Annotated in this window: 15 protein-coding genes; 7 read left to right on the top strand and 8 right to left on the bottom strand. The window is 69.9% G+C overall.

The window, feature by feature from the left end; translation table 11 throughout:
* Window positions 1-165: 165 nt before the first annotated feature.
* Window positions 166-375 (bottom strand): ribbon-helix-helix domain-containing protein, encoded by a 210-nt coding sequence (locus C5708_RS17820; protein ID WP_242923184.1) that lies wholly within the window; start codon window positions 373-375, stop codon window positions 166-168.
* Window positions 376-467: 92 nt separating this feature from the next.
* Here C5708_RS17820 and C5708_RS17815 point away from each other — a divergent pair, with 92 nt between their 5' ends.
* Complete coding sequence (locus tag C5708_RS17815) at window positions 468-1,286, top strand: Coq4 family protein (protein WP_242923182.1); 819 nt, start codon at window positions 468-470, stop codon at window positions 1,284-1,286.
* Window positions 1,287-1,359: 73 nt separating this feature from the next.
* Here the strand turns inward: C5708_RS17815 and C5708_RS17810 are convergent, their stop codons facing one another.
* From C5708_RS17810 to C5708_RS17795, 4 genes are all read right to left on the bottom strand, one after another.
* Window positions 1,360-1,641 carry a DUF1153 domain-containing protein gene (locus tag C5708_RS17810; RefSeq protein WP_242923180.1) on the bottom strand — a complete coding sequence of 94 codons (282 nt, stop codon included), beginning with the start codon at window positions 1,639-1,641 and terminating at the stop codon, window positions 1,360-1,362.
* Between the two features lie 167 nt (window positions 1,642-1,808).
* Window positions 1,809-3,494, bottom strand: coding sequence for a flagellar hook protein FlgE (flgE, locus tag C5708_RS17805; RefSeq protein ID WP_242923178.1), 1,686 nt, complete (start codon window positions 3,492-3,494; stop codon window positions 1,809-1,811).
* A gap of 105 nt (window positions 3,495-3,599) precedes the next feature.
* Entirely contained in the window at window positions 3,600-4,313 is a 714-nt protein-coding gene (locus C5708_RS17800; RefSeq protein ID WP_242923176.1) for a flagellar hook assembly protein FlgD, read from the bottom strand.
* Between the two features lie 9 nt (window positions 4,314-4,322).
* On the bottom strand, window positions 4,323-5,408 hold the full coding sequence (locus C5708_RS17795) for a flagellar hook-length control protein FliK (RefSeq protein WP_242923174.1): 1,086 nt from the start codon (window positions 5,406-5,408) through the stop codon (window positions 4,323-4,325).
* A gap of 238 nt (window positions 5,409-5,646) precedes the next feature.
* On the opposite strand from C5708_RS17795, the gene C5708_RS17790 reads away from it, so the two are divergent.
* The 4 genes from C5708_RS17790 to mnmA all read left to right on the top strand — a co-directional run bounded on the left by C5708_RS17790 (window position 5,647) and on the right by mnmA (window position 10,992).
* Window positions 5,647-6,261 carry a hypothetical protein gene (locus C5708_RS17790; protein WP_242923172.1) on the top strand — a complete coding sequence of 205 codons (615 nt, stop codon included), beginning with the start codon at window positions 5,647-5,649 and terminating at the stop codon, window positions 6,259-6,261.
* Window positions 6,262-6,700: 439 nt separating this feature from the next.
* Window positions 6,701-8,809, top strand: a complete 2,109-nt coding sequence (gene flgK, locus C5708_RS17785) for a flagellar hook-associated protein FlgK (RefSeq protein WP_242923170.1) — start codon at window positions 6,701-6,703, stop codon at window positions 8,807-8,809.
* Between the two features lie 4 nt (window positions 8,810-8,813).
* Window positions 8,814-9,740, top strand: coding sequence for a flagellin (locus C5708_RS17780; protein ID WP_242923169.1), 927 nt, complete (start codon window positions 8,814-8,816; stop codon window positions 9,738-9,740).
* A 76-nt stretch (window positions 9,741-9,816) separates the two neighbouring features.
* Window positions 9,817-10,992: a tRNA 2-thiouridine(34) synthase MnmA gene (gene mnmA / locus C5708_RS17775; protein ID WP_242923168.1), complete on the top strand. Its 1,176-nt coding sequence runs from the start codon at window positions 9,817-9,819 to the stop codon at window positions 10,990-10,992.
* 6 nt (window positions 10,993-10,998) lie between these two features.
* On the opposite strand, the gene C5708_RS17770 is transcribed toward mnmA, so the two are convergent.
* Window positions 10,999-11,265, bottom strand: a complete 267-nt coding sequence (locus tag C5708_RS17770; RefSeq protein WP_242923167.1) for a hypothetical protein — start codon at window positions 11,263-11,265, stop codon at window positions 10,999-11,001.
* A gap of 15 nt (window positions 11,266-11,280) precedes the next feature.
* On the bottom strand, window positions 11,281-11,787 hold the full coding sequence (locus C5708_RS17765; RefSeq protein ID WP_242923166.1) for a helix-turn-helix domain-containing protein: 507 nt from the start codon (window positions 11,785-11,787) through the stop codon (window positions 11,281-11,283).
* 97 nt (window positions 11,788-11,884) lie between these two features.
* Between C5708_RS17765 and C5708_RS17760 the strand changes: the two genes are divergently transcribed.
* Both C5708_RS17760 and C5708_RS17755 read left to right on the top strand, forming a co-directional pair.
* A complete protein-coding gene (locus C5708_RS17760; RefSeq protein WP_242923165.1) occupies window positions 11,885-12,781 on the top strand; it encodes a thioesterase family protein in 897 nt (298 codons plus the stop codon).
* Window positions 12,782-12,810: 29 nt separating this feature from the next.
* Window positions 12,811-13,998 (top strand): acetyl-CoA C-acyltransferase, encoded by a 1,188-nt coding sequence (locus C5708_RS17755; RefSeq protein WP_242923164.1) that lies wholly within the window; start codon window positions 12,811-12,813, stop codon window positions 13,996-13,998.
* An 81-nt stretch (window positions 13,999-14,079) separates the two neighbouring features.
* Here C5708_RS17755 and C5708_RS17750 read toward each other — a convergent pair whose 3' ends face one another.
* Complete coding sequence (locus C5708_RS17750; protein WP_242923163.1) at window positions 14,080-14,703, bottom strand: DUF3617 family protein; 624 nt, start codon at window positions 14,701-14,703, stop codon at window positions 14,080-14,082.
* Window positions 14,704-14,748 lie beyond the last annotated feature (45 nt).

Raw genomic sequence — 14,748 nt, 5'->3', positions numbered from 1 at the left:
GCGGCGCGGCCTTGGCGGCGGCGATCCTGGCGGTCTGGGCCACTTGCGGCCTTGGTCTGCATCCGGCTCGTCTGGCCCTGTCCGCGCCCCTGCCGGAGCCGCCAGCCGCGCCGCAACCCGCGCCCCTGCCGTCGCCGCTTCCCGGCCGGCCCGGCTAGGCGGGCGTCAACGCTCGCCGGCGTAGGCCAGCGCCGCCACCCGGCAGGCCGAGGCCAGCGGGCGGCCCTGGCGGGTCTCGTCGATCTGGCCGATCAGGCCGGCGAGGCTGACGGCGCGGGTCGCGGCCATGGCGTCCAGCACGGCCCAGAACTCGGGTTCGAGCGCCAGCGAGGTGGCGTGGCCCGACAGCAGCAGGGAGCGTTTGCGCAGGGACATGGGCGGACGAGCCTCGGTCGGGTAACAAGGGTCTTGCTAAAAAGTGACGCATGCGTCATCTTTGATGGGGAAGCGTTGAGAAAGGTGCGACCATGACCGCCGCCACGGCTTCGATCAACACCGACCGTTCCGACGTGGACGCCCGCCTGTCCAGCTATCGGCTCCAGCCCCTGACGGCGTGGCGCGCCATGCGCCGCCTGCTCAAGGACAAGGAGGACACCGTCCAGGTGTTCGTCATCATGCGCGCCCTGTCGGGCAAGGCGGTGCCCAAGGGCTATCGCCGGCTGCTCGCCACCGCCGAGGGCGGACGGCAGGCCTATCTGCGCGACGAGTTCGCCGACAAGCTGCAGGACCGCGACTGGGTGGCCCAGTTCGGTCCGGGCACCGTCGGCGCCGCCTATCGCGACTTCATCGCGCCGCGCGGGCTGTCGGCCTACGGCCTGGCCGAAGAGAGCCGCAAGGCGCGCGGCGGCGAGGACATCGACCTCGAACATCCCTTCGCCTGGTACGGCCGGCGCATGCGCGACGTCCACGACGTCTGGCACGTGTTGACCGGCTACGGCACCGACGCCCTGGGCGAGGCCTGCGTGGTGGCCTTCTCCTACGCCCAGACCAAGAGCCTGGGCTTCGCCTTCATCGCCGCCATGGGCGCGCGCCAGTTCGAAAAGGCCAGGACGGGGCTGCCCTATCAGCGGGCGGTGATGCAGGCGTGGCGCAACGGCCGCCGCTCGGCCTGGCTCCCGGCCCTGGACTACGAGGCGCTGTTCGCCGAGCCGCTGGAAAGCGCCCGCAAGCGCCTGAACATCGCCACGCCCGACATCTACCAGTCGATCCCGGCCGAGCGCCGCGACCGCTTCCCCGAAGCCGAGGGCCAGGCCGAGGTCGCCGCGACCGCCGCCGCCGCGGCCTGACGCCGGGCGCAAAGAAAAACGGCCGCGCCCGGGAAGGGCGCGGCCGTGTTCCTGTTTTTTGGATCGCCTGGCGTCAGCGGTATTGCTGGATGCGCGTGGTGCGCAGGCCGGCCATGCCGTGGCGGTCGATCGACTTCTGCCAGGCGAGGAACTCCTCGTTGGTCAGCGAATACCGCATGCAGGCGTCGTCCAGCGACAGCAGCCCGCCGCGCACCGCCGCCACGACCTCAGCCTTGCGGCGGATCACCCAGCGCTGGGTGTTGGCCGGAGGCAGATCCGACAAAGTCAGCGGCGCGCCGGTCGGTCCGATCACGTACTTCTCGCCTTTGCTGTTCAGGCGTTGCTGCTGCAACATGGCTTTGCGCCTTTCCCACCATCACTGTTGATGGGGACCATAGAGGTCGGGGCATAACATCGGCTTAATTGCGATAGTAAAAAAACAACTAACCATGTTGCGCCCCAACGACATGAAATCCCCTTTTAACAGTAACGACGAGTGTTTTTAGTAGTTAAAGTTCGTTACTAGCGTTTAACGTCCAGGAGTTCCTGCAACATCTGGTCGGCCGTCGAAATGATCTTCGAAGAAGCCGAGTATGCGCGCTGAGTAGTGATCAGGCCGGTGAACTCCGACGACAGGTCTACTGTGGAAGCCTCCAGCGTCGAGGGGGACAGGAAGCCGGCGCCGCCGTTGCCCGGGGGCTTGAGGTTGTAGGTGCCGCTGTCGAGGGTGACGCGGTAGGCGTTGCCGTTCACCGGCTTGAGGCCGTCCGGATTGGGGAAGGTGGCCACGGCGACCTGGGCGATCTTGCGGGCCACGCCGTTGTCGAAGATGGCGGTGACGAAGCCGCTCTGGTCGATCTCGATCGAGGTCAGGTTGCCGAAGGCGGTGCCGTTGGTGGTGACCGACTGGACCACCGACTGGCTGTCGAACTGGGTCAGGCCGCCGGCGCCGGCGCCGCCGATGTCGAACTGGATGTCCTGGCCCGACACGCCGAGGCCCGAAGCCCACTTCACGCCGGTGCCCGTCGGGGTCGGCGAGGAGGAGTCGCCGAAGCTGATGGTGACGTTGGTCGGATCGTTGAACAGCGCCTGGCCGGCCGGCATGGCCGCCATGGCGGCCCAGTCGAGGCGGCCGTCCTGGGTGAAGGCGATCTTGCCGACCTTGACCTGGCCGTTGTTCAGGCCCGGGCCGGTCTGGACGTCGCTGGCCGGAATGGCGTGAACCTCGACGTACCACTGGTTCGGCGTGTCGCTCTTCAGGAAGTCGTACTGCAGGGTGCGCTTGCCGCCCTTGGAGTCCGACACCGGCACCTGCATCGAGAAGTCCGGCTTCACACCCGTGCCCGTCGAGGCGTTGTACGCCGCCATCGAGTTGTTGGCCGGGTTGTACAGCGGCGCGGAGTCGGTGGTGGAGGTCAGGCCCAGCGAGGCCAGGGGCACGGTGACGCCTGGCGCGATCTGCAGGGTGGTCGAGCCGTCGCCCGGCAGGGTGGTCGAGTAGGGAGGGCCGAAATTGACCGCGCCGGTGAAGTTGTTCGTCCCGTCGGAGACGGTCACGTTCCACTGGCCCGGGCCGGTCGGGTGATAGGCGACCTTGTAGTTGTGGGTGGCGGCGGCGGAATCGACCACGCCGTTCTTGGTCAGCGGCGTGCTGGTCGGCGACAGCGTCTGGCTGGCCTGCAGGTTGGCGTTGATGCCGATGCGGGTGGTCTTCTGCGCCGTCCCGCCGACGGCGGCGACGTTGATCGACTGCAGGCGGCTCATGTCGGACGGGTCGGTGGCGATGTTGCCGTTGTTGTCGACCAGCCAGCCCTGCAGATAGAGGTTGGCGTCGTTCTTCAGATAGCCCAGTTCGTCGAGGTGGAACGAGCCGGCGCGGGTGAACGAGCGCGTGTCGGTCGCCTGGACGTTCTCGGCCTTCTCGGTGGTGACGAAGAAGCCGTTGCCGGCGATCGCCAGGTCGGTCGACGAGGTCGTGCGCTGGGGCAGGCCCTGCTGGGTGACGTACTGCCGCGTGACGGCGGTGACGCCGCCGGCGGTGTAGGACGTGGTGGCGCCGCGGTTGGGCACCAGCGTCTGGAAGTTGGCCTGGCTGCGCTTGTAGCCGATGGTGTTGGCGTTGGCGATGTTGTCGGAGATCGCGGCCAGCGCCGACGAATTCGACACCAGTCCCGACACGCCGGCGAGCATTGCGCTGTTGATGCTCATGGTCGTTGTCCTCTCAGAAACTCAAAACGGGTTGGGAGGCGCATCTTGCGGGTGCGGCGACGAAGCCGCGTCGGCGCCGTTCGGGCGCCCCTTGAAAGCGGCGGATCAGGTGTTGGTCACCCCGATCACCGAATTGAACGAGACTTGCTGCTTGCCCAGGGTCAGCACGGTCTGGCCGTTGACCTGCTGGATGCCGTCGACCACGCCCATGATGTAGGTGCTGGCGGTGATCGCCTTGCCCTTGGCGTCGGCCGCCGCGACCTTGAGGGTGTAGGTGCCGCCGTCCGGAAGCTGGGCGCCGTTGTTGTCCTTGCCGTTCCAGGTGAACGACTGCATGCCGGCCGTGGTCGAGGTCGGCTTGCCGCTCCACACCACCTTGCCGGCGGAATCCACCACCTGCACCGTGGCGGCCGAGGCGTTGGAGGCCAGGTTGATCTTCCAGGTCGCCTGGCCGTTGGTCAGGGGGCGGTCGGTTCCGGCGGCCGTGACGTTCTTGCCGATCATCGACAGGGCGCTGTAGGCGAGGCCGCTCTGGTTCTGCGAGAGCAGCTGGGTCAGCAGCTTGTTGGAGACGATCTGCTGCTCCACCCCGGTCATCTGGGTGATCTGGGCGGTGAAGGCGTTGGTGTCCATCGGCGACATCGGGTCCTGGTTCTTGAGCTGCACGGTCAAGAGCTTCAGGAAGGTCTGCTCGTTGTCGGCCAGGCGTGAGACGCCGCCGTTGATGGTGCCGGAGGTCGACGAGGACGAGGTCGGATCGGCCGCGGCCTGATTCTTCACGGTGGTGATCTGGCTGGCCTGGGAAGGATCGTAGATCATCGTTCGTCCCTAGATGCGGATGTCGACGCCCGAGGCGTCGTTGCGGCGCTGGCGCAGCGCGTTCTCGGCGGCGGCGGCGAGGCGGTCGTCCGCCGCTTCGGCGGCGGTCTGGAAGGCGCGGCCGCGCCAGGAGCCCTGGTCCTGGTTCTGCTGCTGTTGCTGGGCGAGGCCGCGGCCGGAGCCCTGGCCGTCGGCGCCGAAGGACAGGCCGCCCTTCGACAGGTCGAAACCGGCCTGCTCCAGCGCCTGGTGCAGTTCGCCCGCGCGGTTCTTCAGCTCGGCGGCGGCCTGCGGGTTGTCGAAGGCCAGCGAGGCGGTCAGCTCGCCGCGCGCGCTGATTTCGACCTTGACGTTGACATGGCCCAGCCCGACCGGGTCGAGGGCGATGTCGAAGCGGGTCGCCTTGCCTTCGATCTTGCGGGTGATCTGGGCGGCGAGACGCGAGACGGTCTCCGGCCCGGCGTGCGCGCCGCCGGCCGGGGCCTGAGGTTGCTGGGCCCCGGCGGCTGCGGCCTGGGGCTGGGCGCCGGCGTCCGCGTCGGCCGGCCGGGGCTTGGCGGCGTCGGCCGCCGCCTCGTCGGCCGCGCGCGGAGAGGCCCCGTCGGCCGACGGGGCGGTTCCATCCGTCGCCGCACCCGGCGCGGCCTTGGCGGCGATCGTCGCCGGCTGCGGCGCGATGGAGGACTGGTCGGACGCGGCCTGCTGCTGCGCGGCGGGCGTGTTGGACGCGGCGGCGGTCTTCGCGGCCGCCTTTGGCGTGGGGGCCGTCGCCGGCTTCGGCGCTAAGGCCGCCGCGGGATCGACCGTTTCGGCGACGGCGCCGTCATCGGCGGACGCCTGGACGTCCGAGGCCTGGGCGACAACGGCCTGAGCGCCGGGAGCCTGAGCGGGCGCGGCCTGACCCGCCATGGCCTGGCCTGCCGGGACCTGGCCGACGGCGGGCGCGGCCGTAGTGGTTTGCGCCGTCGCCCTGGCGGCGGCGTCCTGTCCGGCGGCGAGGGCCGAGGCGGCGGCCACGGTCGTCGAAGGCGCGACGGGGCCCGTGTTCGACGCGGCGGGCGTGTTCGGCGCGGCCACAGTGATCCCGGCGACCACGGGGGCGGTTCCTGTCGCGGCTGCGGTCGGAGCTTCGCCGCCGTTCGCCCGCGCGTTCGCGGGGCTTGAGGCCGCGGTCCCGAAGGCCGCCGGGCCGGCCGGCGGCGCGTTCGAAGCCAAGGTTGGGGCGGGGTTCGAGATCGGCGCCGCAACGGCTGGCGCAGGCCCCGGCGCAGCCGCGGCCTGACTTGGCGCGACGCCAACGCCGATGGGCGTCGCGGGGGAAGGCGATGACGGCGTGGCGGCCGACGCGGCCGTCTGCGTCGCCGGAGCGGAGGGCGGCTGCGCGGAAGTCTGGGGCGCCGGCGTTTCGGCGAGGGCCGCCCAGGCCGCTGCGGCGACTCCGCCGGCCGATGCGGGAGCGGTCGGCGTCGAGGGCTGCGCTTGGGCTTGGGGTGGGGCGATCGTCACCCCCGCCGCGCCGACGTCTGGCGATGGCGATGAAGGGGCGAAGGGCGAGGCCTGCATCGCCGCGGTCGTCATCGTCGCGGCGGTGCGCGAAGGCGCGGCGGGCGTCGCGGTCGAACCATCGCCGGGCGCGGTCGGGGCGGCGGGCTGGGGCGCGACGCCGGGCGCCTGGGCCGCCAGCGCGGCGGCCAGGGCCTGGGCGACGGCGAGGCCGGCGTCGGCGCCCGGCTGGGGCTGGTCGCCGGCCGGCTGGTCGGGTTCGGCCTGGCCGCGCGGCGTCGTGGGCGAGGCCGGCGTTCCCGGCTGGGCGGCCTGTTCGCCCTGGGCGAGGTTGGCGGCCTGGACCGACAGCAGCGCCGCGAACAGCGCATCCGCCCCGCCGGCCGCGCCCGCGCCGGGCGCGGCCATGACCGCCGCCAGGCCTTGCGGCTTGGCGGCGGCCTGAGGGCCGGCGGCGGAGGAGGCGGCGGTCATGTGGCGGGTCAACAATCTCAAGGTCGGGCGAGCAGGGCGCGCGCGGGTCGTGAAGGGTGTAAGCAACCCCCGCGCCAAGTTGACGTGGCTGAGTAATATGTTGAATTTATTAGGCAATTTATAGGGTTCGGCGCGACGCGGCGCGGCCCTCGGCGTTTTTTGCCTGGGGGCGCTAGGCAAGCGTCGCCGCGCCTGGGTGGCGGCGCGCGACGCGTTCGAGGCGGCGTCAGGCGTTCTGGCCCGCCTCTTGCGCTGCGTTGGAGGAACTAAAACGCCGCCCAAGTTGGAAGGCTATGAAAAACAGAGGCTTAGTTGAATCGCTTTCGGCGGCTTGCGGCCGCGCCCGGCAGTTTTCGCCCGGGAGGCGGTCGACCTTTGCCCATCTGAACCCCGTGCGAGAGGGCTAGGCCATGTCGCTAAACTCGATCATGTCCAGCGCCACCACCGGCCTGATGGTCTCGCAGACCGGTCTGCGGGTGGTGTCGGACAACATCGCCAACGTCAACACGCCTGGCTACGTCCGCAAGGTCCTCAACCAGCAGGCCCTGGCGGTCAACGGCATGGGCGCCGGCGTCGACGTGGCCAGCGTCACGCGGGCCATCGACGTCTACCTGCAGCGCGCCAGTCTGACGGCCTCTTCGGACTCGGGCTCGGCGGGGGTCAAGGCCGACATGCTGGACCGCGCCCAGGCCCTGTTCGGCGATCCCAGCACCAACACCGGCTTCTTCAGCCGCCTGGACCAGATCTATTCGGCCTTCACCAAGGCCGGCTCCGACACCGCCTCCACCATCAACCGCGGCGGGGCCATCGGGCAGATCTCCGACTTCCTCTCGGAGGCCAAGCGGATCGGCTCCTCGCTCCAGGACATGAGCGGCGAAGCCGACAGCCGCATCTCCGCCGACGTGGACAAGGCCAACAATCTGCTCAGCCAGATCAACGCCCTGAACGGCGACATCACCCGCGCCAAGGTGGTCGGCGCCGACTCCACCGGCTCGGAGAACGTCCAGAGCAACCTGATCAACCAGCTGGCCTCGCTGATGAACGTCCAGGTCAGCCAGCGCGCCACCGGCGGCGTGAACATCCGCAACGTCGACGGCATCATGTTGGCGGGCGACGGCGCGGCCACCCTGTCGTACCAGCGGTCGGACACCGCCACCGGCGACATCATGGTCACGCCCGCCGGCTCGACCAGCCAGTCGATGCGGATGCGCATGACCAGCGGCGAGATCAAGGGGCTGCTCGATCTGCGGGACAAGGAGATCCCCGGCCTGTCGGACCAGCTCGGCGAGTTCGTGTCCAAGGCCGTCGACCAGATCAACCGGGCGCACAACGCCTCGTCCTCGGTGCCGGCGCCTTCGACCCTGAACGGCCGCAACACCGGCCTCGACCTGCCCACCGCCGTCAGCGGCTTCACCGGCAAGACCACCATCGGCATCGTCGACGCCAGCGGCAATCTGCAGACCCGCGTCGACATCGATTTCGACGCCGGCACGATGAGCACCAACGGCGGCCCGGCCAGCGCCTTCACCCCGGGGACGTTCCTGGCCTCGTTGAACACGGCCCTGGGCGCGGCCGGCTCGGCCAGCTTCACCAACGGCGCGCTGAGCCTGTCGGCCGCCGGCGGCTCCGGCGTGGCCATAACGGACGACGCGACCACGCCGGCGTCGAAGACCGGCAAGGGCTTCAGCCACTTCTTCGGCCTCAACGATCTGATCAAGTCCACCGGCCCGGCCACCTACGACACCGGACTGAAGGCGACCGATCCCAACGGCTTCACCGGCGGCTCGATCACCCTGCGCATCGCCGACGCCGACGGCGGCCGCGTCCGGGACGTCACCGTCACGCCGCCCGTGGGCGGCACCATGCAGGACCTGCTGGACTCGCTGAACTCCAACGCCAACGGCGTCGGCTTCTACGGCCAGTTCAACCTGGACGCCCAGGGCAAGCTCGCGTTCGCGCCCAACGGCAGCGGCTCGCAGGTCTCGGTGGTCGACGACAGCACCACCCGCGGGCCTGGCGGCCCGACCTTGAGCACGCTGTTCGGGATCAGCACGCCGGTCCGCGCCGCCCGGGCCCAGCAGTTCAGCATCCGTCCGGACATCACCGCCGATCCGATGAAGATGGCCCTGGCCAAGTTCGACCTGACCTCGGCGGCGGCGGGCAAGCCGGCCCTGGCCATCGGCGACGGCCGCGGCGCCGCCCTCATGGCCGCCTCGGGCGGCCTCGCGACCCGGTTCTCGGCCGCCGGGACCATCGGCGCGGTGAGCATGACCGTCTCGCAGTACGGGGCCGAGTTCAGCGGCGGCATCGGGCGCAAGGCCGCGGCCGCCGACGCCGACAAGACGTCCGCCGATTCCGTGAAGGGCGAGGCCGACACTCGCCGCTCGTCCTCGGAAGGGGTCAGCCTCGACCAGGAGCTGGTCCAGCTGACGACCTACCAGCAGGCGTTCAACGCCTCGGCCCGGATGATCCAGGCCACCAAGGATCTCTACGATTCCCTTCTGGGCATGATGAGGTAGCGCCATGAACCGGGTAGCCACCAACGCCAACTATTCCAGCATCCTGGCCAATCTGATGCGGGCGCAGTTCAATCAGTCGCAGGCCAACAATCAGGTCTCGAGCGGCAAGGTCGCCAGCGACCTCAAGGGCTACGCCAACGACGCCGAGACCCTGGCGGCCGCCCAGTCGGTCAAGAGCCGGGTCGACACCTTCATCGACCAGGGCAAGATTCTCTCGGCCAAGCTTCAGTCTCAGGACCTGGCCCTCAACAGCATCGCCGACGCCGCCCAGGCCGCCCGGCAGGCCATCGCCAACGCCCTGGCCGCCGACAAGGGCGACTCGGTGATGGGTGACCTCGGGGCCCAGTTCAACAATGCGGTCAGCGGTTTGAACTCCAAGTTCCAGGGCCGCTACCTGTTCGCCGGCGGCCAGGTGAACACCCAGCCGGTGACGGCGACCCAGATGTCGGACCTGACGGCGGCGCCTTCGGTCGCCTCGCTGTTCCAGAACGACAACCTGACGCCGACCAGCCAGCTGGACGAGTCGACCACCATCCAGACCGGCTTCCTGGCCGACGGCCTGGGCACGAACCTGTTCAACGCCTTCAAGGCGGTGCAGAGCTTCGCCCAAGGGCCGGGCGGCCCGTTCAGCGGCCAGCTGACCCCGGCGCAGCGCACCTTCCTGCAGGGGCAGCTGGCGGTGTTCGACGGGGTCCGCTCCGGCCTCACCAACGCCGCCGCCCAGAACGGCCTGATCCAGAACCGCGCCGACGGTTCGCAGAAGACTCAGGTCGCCCGCCAGACCATGCTGACCGGCATGATCGGCGACGTCACCGACGTGAACATGGCCGACGCCGTCACCAAGCTCCAGCAGGCCCAGCTCCAGGTCCAGGCCTCGGCCCAGGTGTTCTCGATGCTGCAGGGCTCGTCGCTGCTCAACTTCCTGCGCTGAGCCGAAAGGGCGGGGCGATCTCGCAATTTCGACGGCGAGGCTCTAAATAGCGTCCTTGATCAGGACGTTACCGCTTATGTCGCTCGATATCGCCGTGATGGACGCCGCCGTGGAGGCGGCGGACCGGGCCGTCAATCTGCCCAAGGGAACCCGCGTGGTGGTCGCCATGTCGGGCGGCGTCGATTCGACCGTCACTGCGGCCCTGCTCAAACAGGCGGGCTACGACGTCGTCGGCGTGACCCTGCAGCTCTACGATCACGGCGCGGCGATCCAGAAGAAGGGCGCCTGCTGCGCCGGCCAGGACATCCACGACGCCCGTACGGCCGCCGACATGATCGGCATGCCGCACTACGTGCTCGACTATGAAAGCCGCTTTCGCCAGGAGGTGATCGAGGATTTCGCCGACAGCTACCTGCGCGGCGAGACGCCGATCCCCTGCGTGCGCTGCAATCAGACCGTCAAGTTCCGCGACCTGCTCGACACCGCCCGCGACCTGGGCGCCCAGGCCATGGCGACCGGGCACTATGTCCGGCGCATCGCCACGCCGACGGGGGCGCAGTTGCATCGCGCCGTCGATCCGACGCGGGACCAGAGCTATTTCCTGTTCGCCACCACCCGTGAACAGCTCGATTTCGTGCGCTTCCCGCTCGGCGGCCTGCCCAAGACCGAAGTGCGCCGCGTCGCTGGTGAAATCGGCCTCAATGTCGCGACCAAGCCCGACAGCCAGGACATCTGTTTCGTGCCGGAAGGCAAGTACGTCACTCTGATCGACCGCCTGCGTCCGCAGGGCGCGATCCCCGGCGACATCGTCCACCTGGACGGGCGCGTGCTGGGCCGCCACGACGGCGTGACCCGCTACACGGTCGGCCAGCGCCGGGGGTTGAACATCGCCGTCGGCGAGCCGCTGTTCGTGGTGCGGCTGGACGCCGACAGGCGCGAGGTGATCGTCGGCCCGCGCGAGGCGCTGCTGACCCGCTCGCTGAGCCTGAAGGAAATCAACTGGCTCGGCGACCAGCCGACGATCGACGCGGCGGCGGCGGACGGCCAGGCGGTGCTGGCCCGGGTGCGCTCGACCCGCGAGCCGGCTCCGGCGCGGTTGGTCCCGGGCGGCGCGGACGGCCCCCTGGTGGCGTTCGACGGGCCGGAGGAGGGCGTTTCGCCCGGCCAGGCCTGCGTGCTCTACGACCCGGCCGACGGCGAGCGCGTGCTTGGCGGCGGCTTCATCGCCGGCACGACGGCGGCCCTGGCCTGACGCCGGTCAACCGGCGGCGCCGTCGTCGATTTCGTCGAAGCGGCAGCCGATCTTGAACAGGCAGTAGCCGGTCTCGTCGACCATGCGGCGGACGTCGGCGTTGACGTCGGCGGCGTCGCGCTCGCGGGTGAAGCTCCAGTCCTCGATCCGGCCCTCGGGCGGAAAGGTCGCGGGGTAGTCGGCCCAGATTAGTCCGCGCGCATAGTATCCGGCCCTCGGGCGGAAAGGTCGCGGCCGTGACCAGCCGATAGGCCGGGCGACGGCGGTGGACATGGAAGCGATAGCGGCTCAAGCCGTCGCCTTCTCGGCCTCGTTCAGCGCGAAGGCCTGTCCGACGGTCATGGCGTCGGCAGGGGCGGGCAGGGGGGCGAGGTCGCGCGGCCCGACGATTTCCCCGCAATGGGCGCAGGCGGTGCGCGCGACGAACGGCTGGCCGCAGCCCTTGTGGACGAACCGCACCGGCGCGCGCTCGGGGCCGTAGACGTGCTTGTCGCCCCAGCCCAGCATGGCCAGCAGCACCGGCTGCAGGTCGCGGCCCTTGGCGGTCAGGACGTATTCGCGGCGGGGCGGGCGTTCGTTATAGAGCCGGGCCTCCAGAACCCCCTGGGCGACCAGGCTCTTGAGGCGGGCGGCCAGCACGTTGCGGGCGACGCCGAGGCTCTCTTGCCATTGCTCGAAGCGGCGCAGCCCGCGAAAGGCGTCACGGATGATCAGCAGGGTCCAGGGATCGCCGATCACCTCCAGCGTCGCGGCCACCGAGCAGGCCTGGTCAGAATAGTTCGCGGTGCGTCCCATCCGGTCAGCCTGCGCGGTTCCGCGACGGAACGCAAGAGGGTTGCTTTTGAGAACTGTCCATGTAAGTTGCTAATCGCAACTGACGAGTCGAGGATTTATGACGATGGACGATGCGGCGGCTTTCGCGACGGCGGAGTCCTTCGCCACGGCGCTTCAGTTGCGCTCCGGTGAACTGGCCCTTTCGATCGGGCGCGGCGGGACGGTCCTTGTCGACCTCCCGCCGCATCTTTCGAACGCCGCCTCGGCCGCCGCGCCGGAAGCGGGCGGCCCGAACGGCGGCTATCTGGCGGCGCTGGCCCTGGCCGCCTCCGTCGAGGTCCTGGGCGCGCCGCAGCCGCCGCGCGGCCTGTCGATCCAGTTCCTGTCGTCGCCGGCCTTCGCCCCCATGGCCTTGACGGTCGAGGTGCTGCGCGCCGGTCGATCGGCCGCCTTCGCCGCGTTCAGGGGGCGTCAGGGCGAGCGCCTGCGCATCGCCGGGCAGGCCAGTTTCGGGGCGGCCTCCGCCGAGGTCGGGTTCCTGGAGGCCATGCCCGACGTCCCGCCGCCCGAGGCGTGCGGCGACGTTCCATTGCCAGACGGGTTCAAGCCGCACTTCACCCGCGCCATCGACTATCGCTGGGCGTCGCGGGCCACGCCGTTCGGCGGCGATGCGGAGCCGGTCCTTAAATGCTGGATGCGGGTGAAGGGCCAGCCGCTGGACGCCCGCGCGGCCTGCTTCCTGCTCGACGGCATATTTCCTTCGTTCTTCATGGCGGCCGACCGGCCGCATCCCAATGTCAGCGTCGACCTACGCGTCGACTTCACCGCCGCCCTCGACCGGCTGGAGGCTCGCGACGATTTCGCGCTGGTCGTGTTCAGGACCCGAGACTGGCGCCTGGGGGCCGAGGGCTGGGCGCTCGACGACGCCGAGCTGTGGTCGCGCGACGGCCGTCTGCTGGCCACGGCCCGCCAGCAGCGCAAGCTGCTTGCCAGACCCGCACGGCCTGCTGTTTAGTCCGCCCGCTTTTCCAAGGAGTCCCTGTCATGTCCGCCGCCGATCCCGTCGTCATCGCTTCCTACGCCCGCACGCCGATGGGCGGCTTCCAGGGCGCGCTGTCCCCCGTCAAGGCGACGGACCTCGGCGCGGCGGCGGTGAAGGCCGCCCTCGAACGGGCCGGCGTCTCCGGCGACCAGGTCGAGCAGATCGTCATGGGCTGCGTGTTGCCGGCGGGCCTGGGCCAAGCGCCGGCGCGCCAGGCGGCGCTGGCCGCGGGCTTGCCCAAGTCGGTCGAGGCCACCACGGTCAACAAGATGTGCGGCTCGGGCATGCAGGCGGCGATCATGGCGCACGACGCCCTGGCGGCCGGCAGCGTCGACGTCATCGTCGCCGGCGGCATGGAGAGCATGACCAACGCGCCGTACCTGCTGGCCAAGCATCGCGGCGGCGCCCGCATCGGCCACGACACGGTCAGCGACAGCATGTACCTGGACGGTCTGGAGGACGCCTACACTCCCGGCAAGCTGATGGGCGCCTTCGCCGAGGAGTCGGCGGCGCAGTATCAGTTCACGCGCGAGGCGATGGACGCCTACGCCATCGAGACCCTGAACCGCGCCAGGAAGGCGGTGGAGAGCGGCGCCTTCGACCGTGAGATCACGGCGGTCGAGGTCAAGACCCGCAAGGGCGTCGAGACCGTCTCTCGCGACGAGCAGCCGCTCAAGGCCGATCCGGCCAAGATCCCGACCCTGAACCCGGCCTTCGCCCGCGACGGCGGCATCACCGCCGCCAACGCCGCCTCGATCAGCGACGGGGCCGCCGCCCTGGTCATGACCCGGGCCTCGGTCGCCGAGAAGCTGGGCCTGAACGTGGTCGCCAAGGTGGTCAGCCACGCCGCCCACGCGCATGAGCCGGCCCTGTTCACCACCGCGCCGGTGCCCGCCATCCAGAAGGCCTTGAAGAAGGCCGGCTGGAGCGTCGACGACGTCGATCTGTTCGAGATCAACGAGGCCTTCGCCGTGGTGGCGATGATCGCTCAGCAGGAACTGGCCATTCCCCGCGACAAGATCAACGTCAACGGCGGCGCCTGCGCCCTCGGCCACCCGATCGGCGCCTCGGGCGCGCGCATCCTGGCCACCTTGTTGTCGGCGTTGGAAGCGCGCGGCGGCAAGCGCGGCGTCGGCGCGCTGTGCATCGGCGGCGGCGAAGCCGTCGCCATGGCGGTGGAGCTGGTCTAAGGATCGCCTACGGTCATCCCGGAAGCCCGCAGGGGCTTTCCGGGATTTGGCGTGAGCGGGGCTCTTGAGGTGAAGGCGCGGTCAGCGCCCGCTTTTGGCCGCCGCCCCCTTGGCGCTCATCGCCAGGACGTTGATCTTGACGCCCTTGGCGATCTCCATGTCGCCGGGCTTGAAGCCGGTCGGGCAGGGGCCGGTCCATTCCGCGTCGATGTTGAGGGTGCGCGAGCCGTTCATCTGCGGCGCCTCGGCCCCGGTGGTCGAAGTCTTGGCGACCACGTGATACTTGCTGGCGAAGTCTCCGGTCATCGTGCCGGTGGTGGTGGTCTTGCCGCCCGTGCCTATGTCGCACACCGACGAGAAGGTGATCGAGCCGTCCGCTCCTCGCGCCAGGTCGTTCTTCTCGCAGGCGTCCTTGCTCATCTGCTGGCCGAACATCGACAGCTTGGCGCTGGAGTCCTCGTCGAGGCACAGCTTGCTGGTCTGGGTCAGGCCGCCGTCGCTGATGGTGATGGTCTGGGTCCACAGGCCCGGCTTGCGCATAGGCTGCGTGATGGAGGCTGAGGCGGAGGCCGGGGCGGTCGCGGCGGGCGAGGCGGCTCCAGCCGCCTGCGGCTCGGCCGGCTTCTGCGCGTCCTCCTTCTTGTTGCAGCCGGCGACCGCGAGCGCGGCGATCGAGGCCATTCCGACGATGAGCGCTGGACGCATGAAACCGCTCCTCCCTGCGGGCGTTGGTTGTGTCATCTTAAGTCC

The sequence above is a fragment of the Caulobacter sp. CCUG 60055 genome, assembly GCF_022750545.1.
Classification (GTDB): domain Bacteria; phylum Pseudomonadota; class Alphaproteobacteria; order Caulobacterales; family Caulobacteraceae; genus PUIC01.
This window is presented reverse-complemented; position numbering and strand designations above follow the sequence as displayed.